The 25,074-nt window shown below is 30.3% G+C and carries 17 protein-coding genes, 2 tRNA genes, 2 rRNA genes and 2 pseudogenes; 2 read left to right on the top strand and 21 right to left on the bottom strand.

All coding sequences use genetic code 11. From position 1 onward, the window contains the following. The first annotated feature begins 667 nt into the window (after positions 1-667). Complete coding sequence (gene cls / locus CPJCM30710_RS15995) at positions 668-2,107, top strand: cardiolipin synthase (protein ID WP_212905183.1); 1,440 nt, start codon at positions 668-670, stop codon at positions 2,105-2,107. Between the two features lie 116 nt (positions 2,108-2,223). On the opposite strand, the gene CPJCM30710_RS16000 is transcribed toward cls, so the two are convergent. The 13 genes and pseudogenes from CPJCM30710_RS16000 to CPJCM30710_RS16060 form a co-directional block, all read right to left on the bottom strand. Then, positions 2,224-2,688 (bottom strand): VanZ family protein, encoded by a 465-nt coding sequence (locus CPJCM30710_RS16000; protein ID WP_212905168.1) that lies wholly within the window; start codon positions 2,686-2,688, stop codon positions 2,224-2,226. A 245-nt stretch (positions 2,689-2,933) separates the two neighbouring features. Next, entirely contained in the window at positions 2,934-3,761 is an 828-nt protein-coding gene (locus tag CPJCM30710_RS16005; RefSeq protein WP_212905169.1) for a YfjL-like protein, read from the bottom strand. A gap of 220 nt (positions 3,762-3,981) precedes the next feature. Further along, positions 3,982-5,406, bottom strand: a pseudogene (gene glgA / locus CPJCM30710_RS16010) (glycogen synthase GlgA); the annotation flags it as partial. A gap of 488 nt (positions 5,407-5,894) precedes the next feature. After that, positions 5,895-7,001, bottom strand: a complete 1,107-nt coding sequence (gene glgD, locus CPJCM30710_RS16015) for a glucose-1-phosphate adenylyltransferase subunit GlgD (protein WP_212905171.1) — start codon at positions 6,999-7,001, stop codon at positions 5,895-5,897. 31 nt (positions 7,002-7,032) lie between these two features. Continuing rightward, the gene (locus CPJCM30710_RS16020; RefSeq protein ID WP_212905172.1) at positions 7,033-8,181 is read right to left on the bottom strand and encodes a glucose-1-phosphate adenylyltransferase; all 1,149 of its coding nucleotides are present in this window, start codon (positions 8,179-8,181) and stop codon (positions 7,033-7,035) included. A 954-nt stretch (positions 8,182-9,135) separates the two neighbouring features. After that, on the bottom strand, positions 9,136-9,573 hold the full coding sequence (locus CPJCM30710_RS16025; protein WP_212905173.1) for a hypothetical protein: 438 nt from the start codon (positions 9,571-9,573) through the stop codon (positions 9,136-9,138). A gap of 324 nt (positions 9,574-9,897) precedes the next feature. Further along, positions 9,898-11,754 (bottom strand): glycoside hydrolase family 13 protein, encoded by a 1,857-nt coding sequence (locus tag CPJCM30710_RS16030; protein ID WP_212905174.1) that lies wholly within the window; start codon positions 11,752-11,754, stop codon positions 9,898-9,900. Positions 11,755-11,845: 91 nt separating this feature from the next. Beyond that, a complete protein-coding gene (locus tag CPJCM30710_RS16035) occupies positions 11,846-14,281 on the bottom strand; it encodes a glycogen/starch/alpha-glucan phosphorylase (protein WP_212905175.1) in 2,436 nt (811 codons plus the stop codon). A gap of 42 nt (positions 14,282-14,323) precedes the next feature. Further along, entirely contained in the window at positions 14,324-15,757 is a 1,434-nt protein-coding gene (gene glgA / locus CPJCM30710_RS16040) for a glycogen synthase GlgA (RefSeq protein ID WP_212905176.1), read from the bottom strand. Between the two features lie 114 nt (positions 15,758-15,871). Next, complete coding sequence (gene glgB / locus CPJCM30710_RS16045) at positions 15,872-17,845, bottom strand: 1,4-alpha-glucan branching protein GlgB (protein ID WP_212905184.1); 1,974 nt, start codon at positions 17,843-17,845, stop codon at positions 15,872-15,874. An 807-nt stretch (positions 17,846-18,652) separates the two neighbouring features. Next, positions 18,653-18,997: pseudogene (locus CPJCM30710_RS16050) on the bottom strand (ATP-binding cassette domain-containing protein); the annotation flags it as partial. Between the two features lie 266 nt (positions 18,998-19,263). Further along, positions 19,264-20,325 carry a WG repeat-containing protein gene (locus CPJCM30710_RS16055; RefSeq protein ID WP_212905177.1) on the bottom strand — a complete coding sequence of 354 codons (1,062 nt, stop codon included), beginning with the start codon at positions 20,323-20,325 and terminating at the stop codon, positions 19,264-19,266. Between the two features lie 320 nt (positions 20,326-20,645). Then, positions 20,646-20,792, bottom strand: coding sequence for a hypothetical protein (locus CPJCM30710_RS16060; protein WP_212905178.1), 147 nt, complete (start codon positions 20,790-20,792; stop codon positions 20,646-20,648). A 319-nt stretch (positions 20,793-21,111) separates the two neighbouring features. Here CPJCM30710_RS16060 and CPJCM30710_RS16065 point away from each other — a divergent pair, with 319 nt between their 5' ends. Continuing rightward, positions 21,112-21,900 (top strand): histidinol-phosphatase HisJ family protein, encoded by a 789-nt coding sequence (locus CPJCM30710_RS16065; protein ID WP_212905179.1) that lies wholly within the window; start codon positions 21,112-21,114, stop codon positions 21,898-21,900. A gap of 28 nt (positions 21,901-21,928) precedes the next feature. Here the strand turns inward: CPJCM30710_RS16065 and CPJCM30710_RS16070 are convergent, their stop codons facing one another. The 8 genes from CPJCM30710_RS16070 to CPJCM30710_RS16105 all read right to left on the bottom strand — a co-directional run. Then, positions 21,929-22,207: a hypothetical protein gene (locus CPJCM30710_RS16070; RefSeq protein WP_212905180.1), complete on the bottom strand. Its 279-nt coding sequence runs from the start codon at positions 22,205-22,207 to the stop codon at positions 21,929-21,931. Between the two features lie 306 nt (positions 22,208-22,513). Then, positions 22,514-22,738, bottom strand: a complete 225-nt coding sequence (locus CPJCM30710_RS16075) for a DUF2922 domain-containing protein (RefSeq protein ID WP_246503570.1) — start codon at positions 22,736-22,738, stop codon at positions 22,514-22,516. A gap of 33 nt (positions 22,739-22,771) precedes the next feature. Then, a complete protein-coding gene (locus CPJCM30710_RS16080; protein WP_212905181.1) occupies positions 22,772-22,990 on the bottom strand; it encodes a DUF1659 domain-containing protein in 219 nt (72 codons plus the stop codon). A gap of 545 nt (positions 22,991-23,535) precedes the next feature. Then, positions 23,536-24,264: an MBL fold metallo-hydrolase gene (locus tag CPJCM30710_RS16085; protein ID WP_212905182.1), complete on the bottom strand. Its 729-nt coding sequence runs from the start codon at positions 24,262-24,264 to the stop codon at positions 23,536-23,538. A gap of 347 nt (positions 24,265-24,611) precedes the next feature. Then, positions 24,612-24,687: transfer RNA gene (locus tag CPJCM30710_RS16090), tRNA-Ala, on the bottom strand. Between the two features lie 4 nt (positions 24,688-24,691). Further along, positions 24,692-24,768 (bottom strand) — tRNA-Ile (locus tag CPJCM30710_RS16095). 8 nt (positions 24,769-24,776) lie between these two features. Then, positions 24,777-24,894: ribosomal RNA gene (gene rrf / locus CPJCM30710_RS16100) — 5S ribosomal RNA — on the bottom strand. 106 nt (positions 24,895-25,000) lie between these two features. Further along, a 23S ribosomal RNA gene (locus CPJCM30710_RS16105) occupies positions 25,001-25,074 on the bottom strand; the annotation flags it as partial.

A 25,074-nucleotide genomic window follows, 5' to 3' on the forward strand; every position in this document is an offset into this window, starting at 1 on the left:
TTCGTCCTGAGCCAGGATCAAACTCTCAATTTAAAAGTTTAATCTCTTGCTCTCAAAAGAATTGCTGTACTTAATTTCCTCTGTTTAATTTTCAAAGACCAAGTTGTTTTTGCATGTCATCAACTGACCGCTTGATTATCTTATCATTTTGAAACTTACTTGTCAACACTTTTTTTGGAGTTTTTTAATCTTTTTAAAATTTACATCCAAATCTAGTGTTTTTTTGTCGCTTAGTTATCTCAGCGACGTTTTAAATAATATCATGTATTTAATAGAAACCAACTTTTTTGTGAGCCAATGACAGCTAAATACATCCTTATAGATTTATATTTCTTGCTTTTTTAAATTAATTCTACGCATGATACGCTAGGCAATGTTTCTTACTCATAGAACTTTAATAATACTGAATAAGCGTCTAAACTATTTAATTCTTTAATTAGAAACTGTTTCTGCATTAAAAAATCAGTATATAATATAATATAAAAGAAATATTTTCTAAATTAATAAGAGTATGCTTTAAATTGAAACTATATAATACATATAGAGAGGCTAAACAACAACATAAAAAAACTAATAAGCTCTATAAAAATCTATAGAAAAGGAGGTGAAACCGTTAGTAAAGTCTTAAAACATTAGACCTTAATAGATTTTATGTAACGGTGTTATTATAGCTAATGCATTATACTTCCCATTATACTTAATATTTGTAATAAATATTGTACTCGCTGTAACTATAGTAGTTCTTGAAAAAAAACAACCTGAAAAAACAATAGCTTGGCTACTAACTTTAATTTTGGTACCTCCTGTAGGATTAATCTTCTATATATTTATGGGGCGAAACTGGAAAATACATAAATTAAATGACGAGCGTCTTTCAAACCAAATTCAAGAACTAATCTCTCCTGTGTTAAAGAGTATAAATAACAAGCATTATGTTTCTTTAATAGGACTGCTAGCAAATAACAGTGATTCTCCTATTTTTATTAATAATGAAATTACTATATTTAAGGATGGAGTAGAAAAATTCACAAAGTTAAAGGAAGAGCTTCTTAAAGCAAAGCATCATATTCATTTGGAATACTATATAGTTAAAAGTGATGAAATTGGAAACGAAATAAAAAAAATCCTAATCCAACAAGCTCACAAAGGTGTGAAAGTACGCTTTATTATAGATAGAGTAGGAGCAGCGAAATTAAAAAAAAGTTATATAACTGAACTTAAGAATGCAGGTGTAGATGTGGTTATGTATTCATACTTTCTTGCTCCATTACTCAAATTAATAAATACTCAAATTAATTATAGAAATCATAGAAAAATTGCAATTATAGATGGTAAAGTTGGTTTTCTAGGTGGGATAAATATAGGTGATGAGTATCTAGGTAAAGGCAAGTTAGGGTATTGGAGAGATACCCATATCATGATTAAAGGGGACTTCATCATGGGACTTCAAGCAGTTTTTTTAGATGATTTTATGACTATACAACAAGCAAATAATAACTACACCTTTTACGATCAAGAGTTTGATAAATACTTTCCAACAACTAAAATAAGCAATAATATTGCAATGCAACTTGTAAAAAGTGGTCCTGATTCTGAATTTCCTGCCATAATGCAAGGAATATTAAAAATGATAACTATGGCTACAGAAAGAATCTACATTACTACTCCTTATTTCGTGCCTTCCGAAAGTATTATGGATGTTTTAAGGGTTGCAGCACTTGGAGGAGTAGACATAAGAATAATATTTCCTGAGAGAGCAGATCACTTTACTGTGAACATAGCCTCAAGAACTTACCTTGGTGAACTTATGAGATGCGGTGTAAAAGTATATTTTTATGATAAAAACTCCTTTGTCCACGCAAAAACCATGACTATAGATGGAAAAATTTGCACCTTAGGTACTGCAAATATGGATAGAAGAAGTTTTGAACTTAATTATGAAATAAACACAGTTATATATAACGAAGAAATAACTAAGAAACTTGAAGATTTATTCTTGGAAGATTTAAAAGACTGCAGAGAATTTAGTATCACTGAATATGAGGAAACTAATAAAATTAATAAATTAATAGAGGGAGTAACTAGAATATTTTCCTCATTACTATAAATAATATAAAAACTACGATTTTTACCGTAGTTTTTATATTATATGATTGAATTTTAATTTACAATTCCATTTTCTTTAAGTTATCTTTAAAACTTAATAATTACTATTAACCTTCATTATCTTCTTAAATTTAAAAATGATGAAACTTGTCTATCTTTAGTTATAGATAAAATAAACGCTCCAAACAAACCACCACTTATATCTATAAGTATATCTGTAAATTTCCCAGTTCTTCCTGGTATAAAAAGTTGATGCACCTCATCTGTACAAGCATATCCTAAAGTAATAATTAGTGCAAACATTATAGAGTCTTTTTTATCAGTATAACTTCTTAAAAGATTATAACTTAAAAAAAACAAAATCATATATTCTGTAAAATGAGCTGTTTTTCTAACTATAAAAGTTGCTAAATCTCCTAAAGTACTATTTAAATCCAAACCCATTACATTAAAAATATTAATAATAAGAGTACTTTGCTTATCCGAGTCATTTCCTGATTTATGAGAAAAGACAAATATAACACTCATCCATATTATAAGTAATAACCAGCTCAAAATTTTCTTTAAGGTTAAATTTTTCATTAAATCCTCCACACTTATTGCTACTATTAAATTTTTAAAGTATTTACATAAATTATATATTCAAGCAAAACATTATTCAACTTTATAAAAACATTGTACCATATCATAAAAAATTAAAAACCTTTAAACTCTGTATTCATCGTTCGTAACTTGCTAAAGATAAACAAATTCAACGTTAATAAACTATAAAAGCCCTGCATTTAAACAATACAGAGCTCTTCTTAAAACTATAAACATAAATTATTTTAATATTTTTTTCTATACAAAGTATATACAACTATTACTGAAATTATTAATATTGCTGAAGGTAAATACCTTGTTGTCCATTTCCAATTCGTTGAATCATCTAGAAGTTCTTCTATTGTCCAGTTATTGCTATTCTTTATAGGACCAACACTATAATAAGGATACGATAATATATTATTCCCATCTAATTCAGTAACGACATACTTAGGATAATAATAAAATAAAAACATGGAATTTTGACTATATTCCATTATACTACTATCACTCTTAACATCTAATATCTTTTGCACAAAAGCTCTTTCAGCTATGTTTTTTCCCTTTATTATAACGTTTATTTGTGCAAATACATCTGTCTTCGTTTTTATATCTTTTACTAGAACCTGTACATCATCATACTTTTCTGTTTCTCCAAAGATATATATATCAAGTCTATCTAACTGTACTATCTTATTCTTAAATATATCTTCTAAGTCTTCATTAATTAACCTTGCTGCTTCTGCATTATTGTTTATTCTCTTTGGATTTTCTTTGTATTCATCTTTTACAATTTTATAATCAGCACCATCAGTTATAATTGCTGAGAATTGCTTAAACCTATTTGATGTCGATACCAGATGCACTATATATTCACCATAATTATACTTGATTTCAGTTACCTTAAAATGTTCTTGTCCATACAATTCATCTACATAATCTACTATTATTTTATTTACCTTATACCTAGCAATAGGATTTCCTCTTTCACTTAAATAGATAACAAATGCATTTAGTAATATAGCCAATATCAATGCTAACACAAGAACCCATCTACACCTTTTGTTTCCCATTATAACTACTCCTTAAATAATTAATTACTTTTAAGATTACAAAAAGTATTCTTATAAAAATATATTATTTTGTAGTCATATGTGTGACAGGTTATCATGTTAAATATTTATATTATTTTTATATGTTACTACAGTTTACTCAACAACTTGCAATTAATAATTGTTCTTTATTTTTTCTATTCTTTTTCTTTACATTATGAACTTTTCTTGGTTTAGCTAATAAAACCCTCTCATATAATTTTTTATATTTTGAGGCTGATTTCTCCCAAGTATTATCTTCATTCATCACTGTATTGACAAGATTATTCCATACTTCTTTTTTCTCATAAAAACTTAGAGCTCTTTCTATACTGAAAAGCATATCCTCTGTACTATAATTATTAAAGGTAAATCCATTTCCTTGTCCAGTATATTCATTGTATTCCTTTACTGTATCCTTCAATCCTCCTGTTTTTCTTACTATCGGTACTGTACCATATCTCATAGCTATAAGTTGTCCAAGTCCACAAGGTTCGAATTTTGAAGGCATTAAGAACAAGTCTGATCCAGCATAAATCTGTTTTGAAAGTATTTGATCAAACTCTATAACCACCTTTACCTTTCCCTTGTATCTATTTTCCATATATCTAAGTGCATTTTCATAATGTTCTTGACCAGTTCCTGTAATAACAAGCTGTACTTCACGCTTCATAAGCCTATGCATAGCACCTTCTAGCAATCCTATTCCTTTTTGATCAGTAAGTCTTGTTACCATAGCTATTATCGGAATATTTTCATTTACTTCAAGTCCTAATTTTTCTTGAAGTTTTAGCTTATTTATCTTCTTTCCGCTTGGTATTTCTCTTGAGAAGTTATTAAATATCTCTTTATCATTCTCTGGATTAAAAACCTCATAATCTATACCATTAACAATCCCATGTAGATCATTCTTACGTTCTCTTAAAACAGAATGAAGACCATATCCAAACCATGATTGCTGAATCTCTTCTGCATAGCTCTTGCTAACTGTAGTTACTTTATCTGCAGCAGCAATTCCCCACTTCATAAATGATATACCATCATAATATTTAAGTTTATTTTCTGTATAATACTTTTTTTCATCTAACCCAAGCATCCACAGTGTGTCCTTACCATAAACTCCTTGGTAAAGTATATTGTGAATAGTAAATACCGTTTTTATATCATCATATAAACTATTACCCTGATAATAAGCATCTTTTAACGGTATAGCTAAAGCAGTATGCCAATCATTACAATGCATTATATCTGGTTTAAAATCTCCCATATATTTAAGACCTTCCAGCACAGCTTTTGAAAAACACACAAATCTCTCATCATCATCATTGTAACCATATGGGTTAGGTCTATAAAAATACTCTGGATTATCTATAAAATAATATGGCAGTCCATTCCACTCAAGATACCAAAGAGAACAATAAACTGTTTTCCATCCTATATATATTTTATAGCTTGCTAACTTTTTCATTATTCTTTTTATCTTTTTAGGCAACTTATAACGAGGCATTATAACTCTTACATCCATACCTGACTTCCTAAGTGCTTTAGGAAGAGAATACGCTACATCTCCAAGCCCTCCTGCTTTTATAAAAGGATATGCTTCAGCTGCTACAAATAATATCTTCATCTTCTCACTCCCTAAGTTAATTTAATACTATAGATACATAACTTCATAACTGAGTTTATGATTCAGTTATACAAGTTCATAATTGAATTAAGAATTTTAAGAAAAGTATTGAATGCCGAAACAGTTCCCTAAAATTCGTTAATAACTGAAATTATATATCTATATAAATAAACAAGTTCTTAATCTAATTTATAATTTAAAAAAACACTGCAAATCCGCATTATTTTTTAAATTATAAATTAAAAATTGAACTTGTTTATCTTTAGATTAGTATTTATATCTTTATCCTATTATGATTATTATTACAAACTCTACATTTAGCAAGAGAACATAGTTATACAGATTCAGTTATTATATATAATTTATATTTATTAGCCTAAGGTAAACTTACCCATAATTTTTTATAACAAAAAGGAGCATCGTCCTCTACTCGTGTTTTGTCTTCAGATGATGCTCCCTAACATTCTTAATTAACAAACTGTTTACTATTATAAAAACTTTTGTTTCTCAATAACCAATGGGAAATTTCTTGCTCCTCTTAATTCCTCTCCTCTTGGCATATAAGAACCTTTATCAGTTATTACATTCATAAGCTTTGAATTAGGTCCAATGATGCAATTATCAAGAATTATGCAGTCTTTTACAAGTGCGTCTTTATTAATATGAACTCTTCTTGATATTATGCAATTCTCTACACGGCCTTCAATATAACAGCCATTAGCAACCACTGAATTTACAACTTGACTATCCTTAGTGTACTTTGTTGCACTTTCATCTTTTGATTTCGTAAATATAGGACCATTTTCAAGGAAAAGTTCTGAATTTACCTTTGCATTTAAAAGATCCATATTAGCTTTATAATAAGCTTCTAATGAATTTATACAACTTAAATAACCTGTAAACTCAAAAGCGCCAACTTTAAACTTATCTAAATCTCTATATATGCATTTTTTAACTTTTCTGCTTCTTCCAGTCTTTATGCATTCATATACAATCTCTATAAATAAGTCCTTTTTCATTATAAACATTTCCATGCATATATTTGTTTCTCGTGTACTTCCTATATTTTCTCCAACACTTACAACTCTGCCTTCTCCATTTATATTAAGAACATCACACTCTACAAAACTCTTATTAGCATTTGAAACTTTCTTATATACAACTGTAATGTCATTATCACTGTTTTCATGAAAACTCATAGCTTCCTTAAAATCTATGTTACAAATCATATATGAAGGTGCTAGTATCACATATTCTTGTTTACTATACTTAAAGTACTGTAAATTATCAGCAAAGTTATGGACATCATCATATACTGGATCTTCATCGCCAAAGTTAAATACTCTTAATCCATCTCTTTTTCTATGAAGATCCCATGGTCTTCCATTACTTAAATGATCAACTAAAGAACGTGATCTATTCTTTGTAAATATTCCTATGTTTTCTATTCCCGCATTAGTCATGTTAGATAATATAAAATCTATAACTTTATATCTTCCTGCAAAAGAAACAGATGCCAATGGCCTTGTTCTTGTAAGCTCTCTTATTCTATCTTCATTCTCATCTAAATTTATAATACCTAAATAGTTTTTCAATCTGTTCACCCCCATAAATTTTAAAACCCTTTTATCCTTCTATTACAGTACCACTCTTTATATCATCTTTCGCTGGTATTACTGTTATTACTTTTCCATTTCCTATCTTACACTCTTTTCTTATTGTTCCATCGCTTCCGACTATAGCCTTATTTACTATTACATTTTCACCTATCTTTGTGTTAGGCATTACAACAGAATCTTTTATAATAGAGTTCTTTCCAACCACTACCCCTGGGAAAAGAACTGAGTTTTCAACTTCACCATGAATTATACAACCCTCAACAACTAAAGAAGACTTAACAGAAGCACCAGCTCCTATATACTGTGCAGGTCTTCCTGGACTTACTGAATAAACTCTCCATTCATCATCATAAAGATTAAGTTCATTATCATCCTTTAATAAATCCATATTAGCTTCCCAAAGACTATCTATTGTTCCTACGTCCTTCCAATATCCTTTAAATGGATAAGCTACTAACTTACGACCTTCTGCAAGCATATTAGGAATTATATTCTTACCAAAATCGTTACTTGAAGTTTTATCTGCATCATCTTCCTTAAGGAATTTCTTTAACACTTTCCAGTTAAAGATATAGATTCCCATAGATGCATTAGTACTCTTTGGTTCCTTTGGCTTTTCTTCAAATTCATATATTGATAAATCATCATTGGTATTCATGATACCAAATCTTGATGCTTCCTTTAGTGGTACATCAATAACTGCTATAGTTGCATCTGCTTCTCTTTCCTTGTGGAACTTAAGCATTTTTTCGTAGTCCATCTTGTAAATATGATCTCCTGAAAGTATTAGTACATACTCTGGATCATAGTTGTCCACAAATGGTATATTTTGATATATAGCATTAGCTGTACCCTTGTACCAATTTCCTCCCTTTTCTTCTTGGTAAGGTGGTAAAATACTTACTCCGCCATCTCTTCTATCTAGATCCCATGGACTTCCTATCCCTATGTGTGAATTTAACTCAAGAGGTTGGTATTGTGTTAGTACTCCAACAGTATATATTCCTGAATTTGAGCAGTTACTTAAAGCAAAATCTATTATCCTATACTTTCCTCCAAAGGGAACCGCTGGTTTCGCTACCTTCTTAGTAAGCACTCCTAGTCTAGACCCTTGCCCCCCTGCAAGAATCAATGCTACAATATCCTTTTTACCCATTTAATAACCTCTCCCTCCATAATATTGTGTATCTTTTTTTAAAATCTTGTGTATTTATATCTACCTAATTATAGTAAATAAACTTCTAGTTTAACATTACACATTTTCCAATCACTAACTTCATTATAACAATCTTTTTAACTATATTCAACCATAATTGTATTTTTTTGTAAAATGTAAACGTATTAACGAGAATTTTTTTTACTTTTAGGTTTTTACCACTTTTTTTGTCTTTATAAATATTTCAAAATAATTACATTAAAGAAATTAAATTGACTATGTTACATTTTTTTCAAACAATAATCCTATTATACCAACTTGTTCAACCATCTTCAATAAATAATTGTATTTTTTGTAAAATGTAAACGTATGAACAGGAATTTTTTTACTTCAAACTTTTATTAACGTTTAATTTCTATAATATTATAAATACTTACACTAAAGAAATTAAATTGATTAGGTTACATTTTTTTCTAAATGACAATCTTATTATAACAACTTGTTTAAGTATCTTCAAGAACAATTGTATTTTTTTGTAAAATGTAAACGATTAATGTTTTTTTATTTTTTTTTCTGTATTTTAACAACATTTTATTTTAAGGAATATAGCCTTTATCAAACTCTAATTTTTAGAATACCCCCCTAATATATTTAGAAAATATACCAAATTAAGTGAATTAAAAACTTATATTAATTAAAACTTAATATATATCTAGACTATTAAATTTTACATAGAGTTTACTTTATTAAATAACAATAACTGATTAATTATAATTTATACATAAATATTTATAGAACAGATTAATAGAAATTTCTTAAAAATAAAATTCAATAAGCATCGAACCTATTCAATTTTAGTCAGATTTCACTTTGTGAAATGAAAGCAAATAAAGCTGAGTAAGCTCTATGCCTGCTCAGCTTTATTAAGAATTGAAGTGATTTATCTTTAATTAGTTACTTAGACATAAATTTATTAATATATGCAAGAGATTCTTCTAAAAGTTCCTGTCCATTCTGCAATGATTCTAACCTAGTTTCCATATTACATATCCTTTGATCTAAACGATAAATCATCTCTCTAATATCATTTAGTCTTTTATTTTCATAGGAAACTTGATTTCCATCTGAATCTATATAAATCTTTTCAGGTGGATTTCCACACTTCATACATTTTGCGTAAATGCCTTCTTTTTCTGTATCTTTAAAGACCTTAAAGGTATCATTACTACAATAAGAACAACTTGAAAGCATTATAAAGTCATAATAACTTACGTCAAAGCTATACCTAGTTTCACACTCCTTACATATCAATATAAGGTTGTTATCTTCTGTACATATATGGAAACCATTCCCATCGCATCCTTCCTTCTCACATACCACTGTTCTTATCATTATCATCACCCCCTATAGAGATACATATGCTTTAAAAGCAAAAAAAATTCTTAAAAGAACCTATAGATATACTACTTCATAACTGAATTTATAATTCGTGATATACAAGTTTATATTTAATTAAGAATTGAAGTGTTTATATCTGATAAAAACAATAATTTTTTCAATTTACGAACATAAATTCTTGTGTGGTTGATTTATGGATATACTAAAAATATATAAATTTAATGATTAAATGATGATTGCTTATGTATAATAAAAATCTTATATTTCATTAAGATATAAAAAAGTCACGACTTGTTATCGTGACTTTTTTATATTTTTTTATATATTTATTAACGCTTTAACTTCCATAGGCTTAAGATGAACTCTCATAACCCCATTAGGAGAATAGTAGACACCTTCATCCTTAAATAGATTCCTATACTTTCCATAAACTTCACCAAACTCAACTTTTATACTAGCTTCTGTATTCCTATTTATAATGACTATGGCTTTACTATCTCCATCTTTTCTCTTAAAGCATAGAACATCTTCATGGGTTTCAAAAAACCTAAAATCTCCTCTTTTAAATACTTGATGATGATCCCTTATATGAGTAAGTTTTCTATACCAACTTAAGATATCTTTATCTTCTTTTCCCCAAGGATACGTTTTTCTATTTTCAGGATCTCTCCCCCCCATGACACCTGCCTCATCTCCATAATAGATTAGAGGTACACCTGGAAAAGTCATTTGAAAAGCAACTGCTAACTTTAGTAATACCCTTGAATTTTCTTCTCCCTTTCCATTTCCACTTAAAGCAGTAAGTATTCTTTCAGTATCATGAGTACCCAATACATTCATAGATGAATAGAAATTTTCCTTAGGATAATTTTCATAAAGACTCATAAATCTTCTTCTTACTCCGTGAGAATCTAAATATCCAATAAGGAAGCTTAGTATTATATCTCTAAAAGGATATCCTGTAACAGAATCAAGTTCCTCTCCTAAAAAGTACTTTCTTCTCTTACCATAACTAACCTTATTTGAAGCATCTTCCCAAACTTCCCCTATAAGTACTGACTCCTTATTAACTTCCTTAATTTTTTTCTTTAATTCACATATAAATTCATCTGGAAGTTCGTCAGCTACATCCAACCGCCAACCTGAAGCCCCTAACTTCATCCACTTCTCAACAACGGAATCCTGACCATTTATAATATATTCGATATATGAGGGATTAAGTTCATCTACATTCGGTTGATTTTCAAATCCCCACCAAGCTTCATAGTCATAGGGGTAATTCTTAAATCTGTACCAACTATAATACGGAGAATCTTTTGATTGAAAAGCTCCAAGACTATCATAGTTTCCATACCTATTAAAATACAGGCTATCTGCTCCTGTGTGACTAAACACCCCATCAAGAATAACTTTCATTCCTAACTTTTCAGCTTCTTTACAGAGATTTTTAAAGAGTTCTTCATCTCCAAACATAGGATCTATCTTTTTATAATTACCAACATCATACTTATGACTGCTGGCTGCTTCAAAAATTGGGTTCATATATATAGTTGTAATTCCAAGGGATTTTATATAGGAAAGCTTCTTAAGAACTCCCTTAAGATTTCCTCCAAAGAAATCCCACCTTATGACCTTTCCTGTTTCATCCTTTATATACATCGGATTATCATACCATTTACCATATATAAAACAGTTGCTTTTAGCATTAGATATTTCTCCATTTTCATTACCGTTATAGAATCTATCAACAAAAATTTGATATATTATCCCTTCCTTATACCATTTAGGCACCTTAAAATCCTTGAAAACAGTAATCTGATACCACTTTGGGTTTTCATAATAAATCTGTCCGCTCCCACCCAGACATTCCCAATTATCCCCATAAAAAATTGTTTGCCAGCCTCTCCTTAAGGTGAAATAATAGTTAATAATTCCCGGAGTATCACAAATCTTTATAGTGCCTTTAAATAGGAATACATTCCATGTTCCATCCTTAGGATGCCTCTCCATAGGAATACTTTCCCTAGAACCATCAAACCGTATAATCTCTATAACAGCTTCATCGCATCCTTCTGCCTCAAGTGCAAGATTAATATTAGAACCTGTCTTTACCGCTCCAAAAGGATTTCTAAAGTAAAGATTTTGTGAGTCATGAAGTACATAAAAATTGTTCATTTTTCTCTACCCTTCCTAAGTTATAAGAAATACCTCAGAGGTTACCCCCTGAGGTATTATATTACATAAGCTTCAGGCGGTCCTAGGCTTATTAAAGATTCTTGTAAAGGTATCCTGAACCCCAAATTCCCGTTGCATATTCTTGTATAGTTCTGTCTGAGGAGAATATACCCGAATGAGCAATATTAATAGCAGCCATTCGTTGCCATTTGTGAATATCCCTGTATAATTCATCAGCCTTTGCTTGAGCATTAAGATAAGAATCAAAATCCTTAAGGACAAAGAACTCATCATTATAAGTTAATAGATGTTCATAAAATGTTTTAAATCTTTCTTTATCTGGTGAATAGTAACCATTTATAATATCTTGCGTTACTCTTCTTAGTCTTGGATCATTGTTACAAGTATCCCAAGATGAATACCCACCTCTTTGATAATACTCAAGAACTTCTCTTTCAGTTAAACCAAAGATTATAATATTATCATCGCCAACTTCATCTCTAATCTCAACATTAGCTCCATCAAGTGTAGCTATAGTTAAAGCACCATTCATCATGAACTTCATGTTTGAAGTACCAGATGCTTCTTTAGTAGTAGTTGAAATCTGCTCACTTAGGTCAGTAGCAGGAATAATGCTTTCAGCAAGAGACACTCTGTAGTTCTCCATATAAACAACTTTTATTTTATCCTTAATTCTCTTATCATTATTTACCTTATCTGCCACTGCATTTATAAGTTCAATTGTCTTCTTAGCAAGATAATATCCTGGTGCGGCCTTACCCGCAAAAATGAATGTTCTTGGAACTATATCTAAATTTGGATTTTCCACAAGTTTATTATAAAGATCCATTATTCTTAAACAGTTAAGAGATTGTCTTTTATATGCATGTATTCGCTTAACCTGTACGTCAAACATTGAATTTGGATCTACTGCAATTCCTTGAGCATCCTTTATTATCTTAGCAAGCTTTTTCTTATTATTATTCTTAATTCTAGCAAGCTCTTCTCTAACTTCTGTGTTATCAGCAAACTTTGTAAAATTTTCAAGATCAGTCGGATGTTTGATCCAACTAGTTCCTATAGTTTCATTTAATAACTTTGTAAGTTCTGGATTTGACTTAATAAGCCATCTTCTATGCGTTATACCATTAGTTTTATTATTAAACTTTCTTGGATATAGATAATAGAAATCTTTCATTTCCTGTTTTTTCAATATTTCAGTATGAAGCTTAGCAACACCATTAACACTATGACTTCCAACTATAGCAAGGTGTGCCATCCTTACAAATCCATCACCTATTATTGACATGTTAGATATCTTATCCCATTGACCTATATACTTATTCCAAAGCTCCTGACAGAATCTCCTATTTATTTCTTCTACTATCATATATATCCTTGGAAGCAACTTCTTGAACAAGTCAGCCTGCCACTTTTCAAGAGCTTCTGCCAAAATAGTATGATTAGTATAAGAAACTGTATTGGTAGTTATTCTCCAAGCATCTTCCCATGACATTCCTTCTTCATCCATTAGGATTCTCATAATTTCAGGAATAGCTAAAGTTGGATGAGTATCATTAATATGAATAGCTATTTTCTCATCAAGATTAGATAAGTCTCCACCATTATCCTTAAAGTTTCTTATGATACTTTGAATTCCTGCTGAAACAAAGAAGTATTGTTGTTTTAATCTTAAAATCTTCCCTTCATAGAAAGTATCATCTGGATAAAGCACATGAGATATAGCCTCTACTGAATTTTTATATTCTATGGCTTTTAAAAAATCCCCTCTACTAAATGATGAGAAATCAAATTCATTTGAAACTGGTTCTGCACTCCAAAGCCTTAAGTTGTTAACAACATCATTTTCATAACCAACTATTGGTGTATCGTATGGTACAGCAAGTACTGGTTCATAGTTGATATGAGTACAGTTTAATTTCCCATTAACCTCTTCCATTCGTACTTCTCCACCAAACTTAACAATTTCAGATTTATCTGGCTTTTTAATTTCCCACACATTTCCTTCCCTCAACCAGTAGTCAGGAGCTTCAATCTGAGAACCATTTATTATCTTTTGCTCGAAGAACCCATACTTATATCTTATACCACAGCCATTACCAGGTATATTAAGGGATGCCATTGAATCGAGGAAGCAGGCAGCAAGCCGTCCTAAACCACCGTTACCAAGCCCTTGATCTTGTTCAAAATTTTCAAGCTGATCAAGATCTATATCAAGTTCAAACAAAGCTTCCTTACATATATCCCTAATACCTAAATTTAAAAGAGAGTTTCCTAGAAGTCTTCCAAGTAAAAACTCCATTGAAAAATAATAAACCTGTTTTTCACCTGTTGCTTTATATCTTTTATTTGTTTCTATCCAAGCTTTTGCTACATAATCTCTAACCAAGCTTCCTAGTGCTTCATACTTATGGTGATCTGTTCCCTCTTCCAATTCTCTTCCATGAAGTTCTAAAAACTTCTTAAGATAATCCCTTTTAAAGGTTTCCTTGTCTATAGTGAACATTCCCATTCCTCCTAAATAATACTTAAAATATTATTTCATACTTTAACCAATTAAAGCTTCGTATAGGTTCTTGTAGTCTACTGCTGATTTCTCCCAACTATTATCTGACATCAATGCATATCTAATCAATCCATTCCACACTTGTTTATTATGATAGCATTGTATAGAATATTCCAAAGTACTTAAAAGTTCTGAACTATTGTAGTTTCTAAAACTGAATCCATTTCCTTCACCTGTAAATTGATTATAAGGATGTACAGTATCCTTTAATCCTCCAGTTTCTCTTACTACTGGAATAGTTCCATATCTTAAAGCTATAAGTTGCCCTAATCCACAAGGTTCAAATAATGACGGCATAAGGAATATATCAGATCCTGCATAAATTCTATGAGCTAGGCAATCATCAAATCTTATATTTGCTGATACCTTATCTGGATAACGACTTTGAAGATTTTTAAAATGATCTTCATAACCATGATCACCAGTACCCAATATTACAAGCTGTACATTGTGCTGTAATAATCTATCAGCAATATTTATTACAAGATCCATACCCTTTTGGTTAGTAAGTCTTGAAACAACTCCAATTATTGGGGCATCTTCTCTTTGAGGTAATCCTAAATGTTTTTGAAGTTCTTTCTTATTAACTTTTTTGTCTTCTAATTTTTCTAAACTATAGTTCTTAAACAGATAAATATCCGTTTCTGGATTGTAAACGCTATAATCTATTCCATTTAATATACCACTTAGCGCATAATTTCTAGCTCTTAGAAGACCATCTAACCTTTCTCCGTACTGAGGAGTTTGAATTTCATCAGCATAGGTGTAACTTACAGTAGAAACCTTATCTGAATAATTTATTCCACCTTTTAGGAAGCTAACTCCACCATAAAGTTCTAAACTTCCATTGTTAAACGGCTCCATATCATAACCAAAGAGTTCTTGAAGGATATTTGGATCATATATTCCTTGGAACAGTAGGTTATGGATAGAGAAAACTGTCTTTATATTGCTATAAAATGGATCGCCACAATACTCTAACTTTAAAAGTACAGGAAGCATGCCAGTTTGCCAGTCATTACAATGAATTACGTCTGGTTGGAAATCTATTTCTTTTAATGTTTGAAGAACAGCCCTATTGAAGTAAGCAAATCTTTCACCATCATCCCAGTATCCATACATACCATCTCTTCCGAAATACTGTTCATTATCTAGGCAATAAAACTTTACTCCTTCATGTTCATATTCAAATATCCCACAGTAAGATTCTCTCCAACCTACTGGAACCATATACCATTTCTTAAAAATAAGTTTGTCTTTATATTGTTGCTTTATATTCTTATACTTAGGAATTATTACCCTTACATCTACCCCAAGCTTTTTTAAGGATTTAGGAAGTGCTCCCGCTACATCCCCTAGTCCTCCCGTTTTTATAAATGGATCTGCCTCAGAAGCTACAAATAATACTTTTAACATGTAAGAACCCTCCTTGTTTTATGTGTAAATTATTATCTATATTGTATTTTAGTCCCTATTTTCTTTTTAAACTGCTATCTACAATTTAAATTACTTTATTAAAATCTATATCATTTAATATTTTTCTTCTATTATATTCACTGGTTTTAATATTAATGTTGCCATTGGAGGTACCTTAACATTCAAATGGTACTTTTGCTTTTGCCAACTACCATTTTGTGAGAAAATTGGTCCTTCAATGATTTGACCAGAGCCACCATATTCCTTAGCATCAGTGTTAAATACTACTTTATACTCTCCCAAGAAAGGAACTCCTATATTAAAATCAGAGTAAACACTTGGAGTAAAGTTGCATATATAAATTAATGTATCTTCTAACTTATCAGCTTTTCTCATAAATACAATAATACTTTGAGTTGCATTGTCAGCATCTATCCACTCGAATCCCCTTGGATCACAATCATACTTCCACAATGCTTCATTTTCCTTATAGAAAAGATTGATGTCACTAAAGAACTTTTGTGTGTCTTTATGCATATCAAACTGATCTACCAGCTTAAATTCAAGACCTTCTCTATTTCTCCATTCAATGAATTGACCAAATTCACTACCCATAAATAATGTCTTCTTACCTGGATGACCTAACATGTAAGAAGCAAATAATCTTAATCCAGCAAATTTATTCCAGTAATCTCCCCACATCTTATTTACTAATGATTTTTTACCGTGAACAACTTCATCATGGGATATTGGAAGTACAAAATTCTCTGAGTACTGATACATAATTGAGAAAGTAATTAAATCATGATGATACTTTCTGTATACTGGGTCAAGCTCAATGTATTTTAACATATCATTCATCCAACCCATATTCCATTTAAAGTTAAATCCTAATCCACCAACATCTGCAGGTTTAGTCACCATCGGCCATGCAGTTGATTCTTCTGCAATCATTAAAACATTTGGTATTTCTTTGAATATTGCAGTATTAAGTTCTCTTAAGAAATCTATAGCTTCAAGATTTTCTCTTCCACCATTTTTATTTGGTACCCATTCACCAGGACTTCTATCGTAATCTAAGTAAAGCATATTTGCTACAGCATCTACTCTTAATCCATCTATATGAAAGTTTTTAAACCAATAAAGTGCATTTGATATAAGGAAACTCTTAACTTCAGATCTCCCTAAATCAAAATTTGCTGCACCCCATCCTCTATTCTCAGACTTTGTAGGATCTCCATACTCATAAGTAGGCGTACCATCAAATCTATAAAGACCATGTTCATCTTTACAGAAATGCCCTGGTACCCAGTCAAGTATTACCCCTATACCCTCTCTATGCAGAGTATCTACAAGAGCCTTAAAGTCATCTATTGAACCGTATCTGCTTGTTACAGAGTAATATCCTGTAACTTGATATCCCCATGAATCATCTAGAGGATGTTCCATAATTGGCATAAACTCTACATGAGTATAACCCATTTCCTTTACATACTTAGGAAGCATCTTGCACAATTCTTTATAAGTGTAGAAATCTTCCTCGCCCTTTATCTTCCATGAACCTAAGTGTACTTCATAAATGTTAATCGGGTTCTGGTATATGTTGGTAGAGCTTCTTTTATCCAACCACTCCTGATCTTTCCACTTATATTTTGAATCTTTAACTAAAATTGATGCTGTATTTGGTCTGAGTTCTGAAGCAAAAGCATACGGATCAGATTTTAATACAGTTTTACTTCCATCTCCATTCTTAACTGCATATTTATATATTTCTCCTGCTTTTAATGATGAAATGAATATGCTCCATAGGCCGCCCTCTGTTATTCTATTCATTTCATATTCTTCTCTCTCTTCCCAATTAGAGAAATCACCTACAACAGTAACCTTACTAGCATTTGGTGCCCAAGTTGTAAATCTAACACCAGTTTTACTTCCTTCTCTTACAAAATGAGCCCCCATAAAGTTATAACATTCATAATGGCGACCCTCATGGAATAAGTATACATCAAAATCTGAAGGTGATTTCTGTTGAGCTTTGCTTCTAGTTGTCCTTCTTACTTTTTTTTCACTTTTATCGTCTTTTTGCATTTCTACTCCAAATTCATTTACTGCTTCTTTTATCATAGAAATATCTTCTTTTTCATCTTTCTTTGAAGTAGTCTTCTTTCTTGTCGACTTAGCTTTTACTTTCTTTTCTTCACTATTTTCCTCTATAACTTCGGTCTTCTTAGAAGACCGCCTTGTCCTTGTTGTTTTAGCCTTCTTTGGCTCTTCTATGTTATCAGAACTTTCCTGTAATTTAGGTTTTCTAGTTCTTGTTGCCCTTTTCTTTACTACTTTTTCTTCAATCTTTTCTTCAACAACTTTTAAAATTTCATTTGTTTCTATATGTTCTACATTATTCTTAACGTTACTCATGCTTTTTTCCCCCAATCCCTTCTATAAAATATTTCCATAATTGTAATATATTCTGCACAAAATGAATATCCCCTTCATAAATATTTAAAATTAATTGTGTTTTATAAAAAATTATAATAATGCCATTTGAAATCATTTTCATTTTTTAGTTTAAAAAATATAATTAATAAAATTAGTACTGATTTACAAAAACAACAAAAAAACGACATTTGTAAATATTAAGGGATTTATGAAAAATATCATTTTTTTAAACTAATTGTTTTATATAAATGAAGATAGATGAGTAACATATTTACTCGATTTAATATAAAATATATTAAGCCATTGTGTAATCAAAAATGCCTCCTAAAAATTTGTACGGACATAAAGTTTAATCGCTTTAATGTCCGTACTCTTTGTATCCTATATAAGCTTAATTTTCACCAAACAACACAATATTCTAATGCTTTTGTAATCATAAACTTGTCTATCTACTCTTTATTTTTGTACTGCTTCACCTAAATAAGCTTTCTTAATATCTTCATTATTAATCAAATCTTTACCTGAACCTTCTATTATCATTTTCCCTGTTTCCATAACATAACCATAGTCTGCAACCTTTAATGCAAGGTTTGCATTTTGTTCTACTAAAAGAATAGTAACTCCCTGACGATGAACTTCCTTAATTATATTAAATATATCTTGAACTATAATTAGTGCAGGTCCTAAAGAAGGTTCACTCATCATTAAAAGTTTCGGTCTTGCCAATAATGCTCTTCCTATAGCTAACATCTGTTGTTCTCCTCCTGAAAGAGTACCAGAAAGCTGCCACTTTCTCTCTTCTTAATAGCATCTTCTAAAAATTTAATCATCTAAATTCTTTTAACATGTAAATCCACATTGAGCTTATTAATAAAAATTTTTATGTTTATATATAGGTTTGCATTAAGTTTTATTTTATTAAATTTGCTAAAGAATGCTGTCTATGAGAATATTTGAAGAGATAAAAATGCATAACTTAGTTTGTGAATCTGAAGGAAGTAGATATTATACTTATTAGTATCTTACAAATTAATATCTGCTCAGTTTTATTCACCCTACAAATCCTATTATAAAACTGAAAATATACCTCTATTCATCACATATTTATTTATATTCATCTTATTTTTGGAGTAAAATACTACATTGTTATTCTTATCTATATATCCATTTCTTTCATTCATTACAAATTCTCCAAGCCCAAAAGAAAAGTCAGAGGTAAAATCAAATATAGGTTTTATCCTTATATCTCCATCCCTGTCTATATATCCATACTTAGAGTTTTTCTTTATTCCTGCGAGTCCTTCACTAAAATATCCAGCACTCTCAAACTTCATATCACATATAAGCTTTCCACTAGTATCAATATATCCCCAGCGCTCTTCCTCTCCCTTAAACACCCCAACGGCACACCTTCCTTCATTAAACGAAAGAGTGACATCATAGATAAATGGAGTTATTAATTCCCCCTTTTTATTTATGATAGCACACTTTTCATCCCACTCTACCACTGCAAACCCTTCAGAAAAATCGTGTACTCTATCAAATTGAGGCTTTATTACAATATTACCCATTATATCTACATATCCATATTTATCTCTCTCTTCAAAAGCTGCCAACCCATCATTAAAAAGAGAACACCTCACAAATCTTGGCTCTATGACAAACTTTCCTTCAGTATTAATATACCCTTGCTTTTCTCCAATCCTAACTATTGCCAACCCTTCATTAAACCTACTAGCAGTAACATATTTTAAATCTATAACTATCTCACCATTTTTATTTATATATCCATATTTTTCATCATTCTCTACTAATGCAAGTCCTTCAGAAAAGTTTGATACCATATCATATTTTGGTTCTACTACTTGGTTAAAATTTTTATCTATAAACCCCATAAGCCCATCTTTTTCAATCATTGCCATATCTTCATTAAATTCATATCCTTTCATCTCACAAAGTATCTTAGCTATATTTCCATCATAAGTTAGATATCCATAACCACTTTCTCCAAGGAACGATATATACCCTTCAGAAGGTGGAAGTAAAACAAAAAATTGTGGTTCTTTAATTATATTACCCTTTTCATCTATAAAGCCATAAAGATCCTTTTCTAAAAACTTATAAATCATTTATATCCTCCTATGAACTTACTTATAAAAGTTATATGAAGGATATTGTATTGTTAGAATTAGTAATATAATTAAAGATAAACAACTTCAATCTTTATGAATTTTAACAAGATAACACTGAAAAAGCATAGAGCACTTTCACCTTTAGCCAGATTTCATTTCATGAAATGACAACAAATAGTCTAGGCATTTAATACTTTTTATAAAATCCTTAATTCAATATGAACTTACATATTCTGAATTATAAACTTAGTTATGAGGTGTTTATCCATGCAAGTTATTTTCAAAAATAAAAAACACCTACTTTAGGTGTTTTATACTCATGCTTGTTTTTCTTCCTTTATACTTTTTTCTACTTCTTTAATCATTTGATCAATTTTTTCAGTATCTTTTCCTGCAAGTAGTAAATCTCTCTTTTTAAGCTTTAACTCAACTAACTCCTCTTCCAATTCCTTTAGCTTTGTCATCTCTAAACACTCCCCATTTTAATCTCTCACACTTTCCCAAGTGAAATACCCTCAACAATAAACTTCTATAATTTATATATATATAATATGCAGTTATTAATTAAATGTAAATAATCTATTCACTTATTGTAAACATTTAAATACAGCTTTCTTCTTGTATTTATTCTCTATAGATTTATTATATAATAAAACTTTATTAAGTCCATTAAATTTTTATTAATATTTTTTACAGAACTTTATAATGTATAATCATATTATATAGAATCTTTATAGTTTTGAAACCCTTACTTTAAGTTATAATATTAATAGGTGGTGGAATATGATTATTGATTATCATGTACATACAAATAATTCTTTTGATTGTAAGTCATGCATGGAAGACATGTGTGCTTCTGCCTTTGAAAAAGGTGTTAGGGAAATCTGTTTTACAGAGCACTTTTCTGTAAGAAAGGGAATACCTACTTATAATTATATAGACTTCGAAGAATACTTTTCTAGTATAGACAAATGTACTAAAGATTTTAAAGATAAGCTTATAATTAAAGCAGGTCTGGAGGTATGTGAACCTCATCTTGAAAAAAATAAACTGTCCTCTGTATTAAATAAGTATGACTTTGATTTTATCCTGGGCTCTGTGCACAATATATTATATGATAAGTTGAGAAACTTTATAAAAGAAAAAAATAATATAGATGCCTATGAAGGTTATTTCAAAGAAGTCTATGCTCTTGCAAGATATTCTGAAATAGATGTTCTAGCCCATTTCGACCTTCTTAAACTCTATGCCTTTGACACTCACGGTAACTATATACTTAATAATCATAAAGAGATTATTTATGAGACTCTAAAAATATTAGTAGATAGAAATATAGGTATAGAAATAAATACTTCTGGTGCAAGAAGCAGTGCTAATGAGTTTTTTCCTTCCTTTGATATCTTGACCCTTTATAAAGATTTAGGTGGGGAAATTATAACAATAGGTTCGGATGCTCATAGACCTCAAGATATTGCTGAAGGTTTCTATGATGCTGTTAATCTTCTGAAAAGCATAGGTTTTAAATATATATTTACATACTCTCACCGCAAAGCTCATGCAATAAAAATCTAATAAGATAAAGTAAGGGCCTTTTGTTCCCTTACCTTACCTTACCCTTTCTTATTTTTATTAAATCTCCTATTAAATCAGCAATTATACCAATCATAATAGATATTGCTAATACCATATAACCAAAAGCCACTACAAAGCTATCATTCTTCTTGTAATACTGAAAAATCATATACCACCCTTGTCCAATAGAAGCGCCACTTAGACCTCGACCATATAAGTTAGCACTTATAAGAAGTATTACTATAACCGCTATTAAAAACACAAGAATAATATTTTTAGTAACTCTCATAATCCACTCATTATTCATAATCCACTCTCCCATATACCTTATTTTTCTACTTCTTATGTCGTAAAAATTTTACTATTATAATATATATTTTATTTATATATGAAATATATTTAACATATAGAACTAAGTATCTATATATCCAAGTTGCTCTGTAAAAAATGGTAACAAATAAAATTACCTAAGGATCGAGCCTGGCTCAGCCTTTATTTGATGTCACTTCATGAATAGCCGCCAAATAAAGGCACATGGACTTTGCCATGCGCCACCTTACTATAGATAAACAACTTTCTAACTAAATTGGTTATGAATTGAAGTTTCCTATCTTTACTTAGAACCTACAAGTTGGTTTACATTTCTTGTTATAATATCTGCTTTTACTTTTTCAACTAACTTACCTCCACTTGATAGAAAGATATTTTTACTGATTATACTATCCATGGCTACAATAACTTCTGCTTCTGTTAGAGTATCCTTTATTCCTCTTATAGTTAGGTTTATTTTCTTTCCTTGTTCATTCTTAAAACTCATAACTAAATACTTTGTTTCCACACTTATCCCTCCCTAAAATATATAGTTATTTTATTACTTTTCTAAAATATAATCCTGCTCTTTAAGAACATAAATTACTGATGCATCTAAAAGAGTTTGTATTGCCTCTCCTACTGAATAAAAATCATCATCATTAATGTCTAATCTGACATTGGAGAATCTCTGGGTCTTAAATATATCATCTCCCTTTTCATTTACACCTGTCTTATACTTTAAAACCATTGAATTTCCTGTTAGTAATGTTGTTGCCATTTGCTATCAACTCCTTTCATACATTAAATATGCATGAAGCAAGTTTTTTTTAATTTTATACAAATATTTAAACGTAAAATTTTTTAATAATAATTCATAAAAAAACTTGAATAAAAATATTTCTTTTTACAACTACTATCATCAGAATTAAAACTATGATTTTTAAGAAAGCTTACTTATGAAAAGCTATTTGACTTAGCATTAGCTATATTTTTATCCCTAACAGTCTTTACTTGTAAAGCTTTTTCTAAATACAAGGATGGTATATATAGAGCAAAAGCAGATCCTTAACAATTTAGCTAAGAACAAGCTACTGTTATGATTAGAGATGATAAGATAATTAGACATCCCCTTAAGAAAAATTGATAAACCAGATGAAGAAGTAAATTATGATGATTGGGCTGATCAAATAAAAGCACAAGGTATAGAATAAGAATTCATTTAAATCTTATGCTTATACCCTGTGCTCTATTTTATCCTCTATATAATTATTTTGCCCTCTGAAATATAGTGCTCTATCTTATTATGTAATGTTACTTTTAAGCTTACAAATCTATTATGACTTTAAAAGCAGCAAGAATTACTTCTCCTTTATATACCTCTTTGACTTCTTCCGCTAGATTTTTTATATTACCGTGATGAGGAAGATGAGTAAGAAGAAGTTTTTTTATTCCTGCTCTTCTTGCCATATCTCCAACTTCTGTAGAACACATATGTCCTTTTACAGCACCCTTTTCACTCTTATATAAAGAACACTCACCTATAAGAAGTTCTGAACCTTTTGAAAAATCTACAAGTCTTTCACTATAAGCTGTATCTCCAGTATAAACTATAGTCTTTCCTGTAGTCTTTTCTTTCACCTTTATTGCTACTGAAATTAGAGGATGTTCTCCTTCACAAAATTCCACCTGAAATTCTCCTAGTTCTATGACTACTCCCTGAGAGATAGCATGAGGTAAAGCTATATCCTTGTATCCTAAAGTACTAAATTGATCCATACTTAACCCGAACATGTATACAGGTTTTTCTCTTTTATTACTTATCTTGTTTATAAGCATAAGATGATGAAAAACGCCCACATCTGCTATATGATCAGGGTGATAGTGTGATATAAAAACTCCATCTATATCTTTTCCTTCTACCAGATTAAGTAACTTACTTAATGCTCCTGATCCTAAGTCTAAAAGTATCTTTGTATTCTTTCCCTCTATAAGATAACAGGAAGTTGCTTCATTTTTTTCAGGATATGCACCCCAATATCCAATTACTGTCACCTTCATTTCTTCCCGTTACGCAAAACTTTATAAAACTTTATAAAAGTTTATGTTTGCTTCCTTATTCATCGTATTCGATTTTGCAATTCTAAAAGAATATGCTACTTTCGTTTGGTCTAACACTCCAAAGGCGTAAATTCGGATGTATCTCACCCTATACATTAACACTATCTTTTACATGATATATGTTAATTCAACGGTTTTTCAACTCCCTTCATATTTTTTTGACCATAATTTTATACATATCTTCAAATTCATATTCTATTAATTATTTAATCAAACTTAATATTACCCATTTTGATATAAAAATACAAAAAAGCTATGAACTTTCGTTCATAGCTTTTATTTGGTGGAGATAAAGAGATTCGAACTCTTGACCCCCTGCGTGCAAGGCAGGTGCTCTCCCAACTGAGCTATACCCCCAAAATGGTGGACCTTCAGGGACTCGAACCCCGGACCAACCGGTTATGAGCCGGTTGCTCTAACCAACTGAGCTAAAGATCCGTATACTAACCTGGCAACCTCCTACTCTCCCACACAGTCGCCCGTGCAGTACCATCGGCCTCTTAGAGCTTAACCATCGTGTTCGGTATGGGAACGGGTGTATCCTCTAAAAGCATCATCACCAGATATCAAACTTACATTTTGTATTATACCGTACTGTCAATATTATGTCAATACTTTTTTGAAAGATTATTTGTTCTTTCAAAATTGCACATAAGTTTTAGCCTTTTTATTGGTCAAGCCCTCGACCTATTAGTATCAGTCAGCTCAACATGTTACCATGCTTACACCTCTGACCTATCAACC

Origin of the sequence: Clostridium polyendosporum (assembly GCF_018332455.1) — a bacterium.
Classification (GTDB): Bacteria; Bacillota; Clostridia; order Clostridiales; family Clostridiaceae; genus Clostridium_AY; species Clostridium_AY polyendosporum.

Coding starts and splice junctions, on each gene's coding strand:
- CPJCM30710_RS16035 (WP_212905175.1), bottom strand. CDS start 14,281: ATGTTCACTATAGACAAGGAAACCTTTAAAAGGGATTATCTTAAGAAG.
- CPJCM30710_RS16080 (WP_212905181.1), bottom strand. CDS start 22,990: ATGGCAACAACATTACTAACAGGAAATTCAATGGTTTTAAAGTATAAG.
- CPJCM30710_RS16070 (WP_212905180.1), bottom strand. CDS start 22,207: ATGAATAATGAGTGGATTATGAGAGTTACTAAAAATATTATTCTTGTG.
- glgB (WP_212905184.1), bottom strand. CDS start 17,845: ATGCAAAAAGACGATAAAAGTGAAAAAAAAGTAAGAAGGACAACTAGA.
- CPJCM30710_RS16005 (WP_212905169.1), bottom strand. CDS start 3,761: ATGGGAAACAAAAGGTGTAGATGGGTTCTTGTGTTAGCATTGATATTG.
- CPJCM30710_RS16065 (WP_212905179.1), top strand. CDS start 21,112: ATGATTATTGATTATCATGTACATACAAATAATTCTTTTGATTGTAAG.
- CPJCM30710_RS16025 (WP_212905173.1), bottom strand. CDS start 9,573: ATGATAAGAACAGTGGTATGTGAGAAGGAAGGATGCGATGGGAATGGT.
- CPJCM30710_RS16030 (WP_212905174.1), bottom strand. CDS start 11,754: ATGAACAATTTTTATGTACTTCATGACTCACAAAATCTTTACTTTAGA.
- CPJCM30710_RS16060 (WP_212905178.1), bottom strand. CDS start 20,792: ATGACAAAGCTAAAGGAATTGGAAGAGGAGTTAGTTGAGTTAAAGCTT.
- CPJCM30710_RS16055 (WP_212905177.1), bottom strand. CDS start 20,325: ATGATTTATAAGTTTTTAGAAAAGGATCTTTATGGCTTTATAGATGAA.
- glgA (WP_212905176.1), bottom strand. CDS start 15,757: ATGTTAAAAGTATTATTTGTAGCTTCTGAGGCAGATCCATTTATAAAA.
- CPJCM30710_RS16000 (WP_212905168.1), bottom strand. CDS start 2,688: ATGAAAAATTTAACCTTAAAGAAAATTTTGAGCTGGTTATTACTTATA.
- CPJCM30710_RS16020 (WP_212905172.1), bottom strand. CDS start 8,181: ATGGGTAAAAAGGATATTGTAGCATTGATTCTTGCAGGGGGGCAAGGG.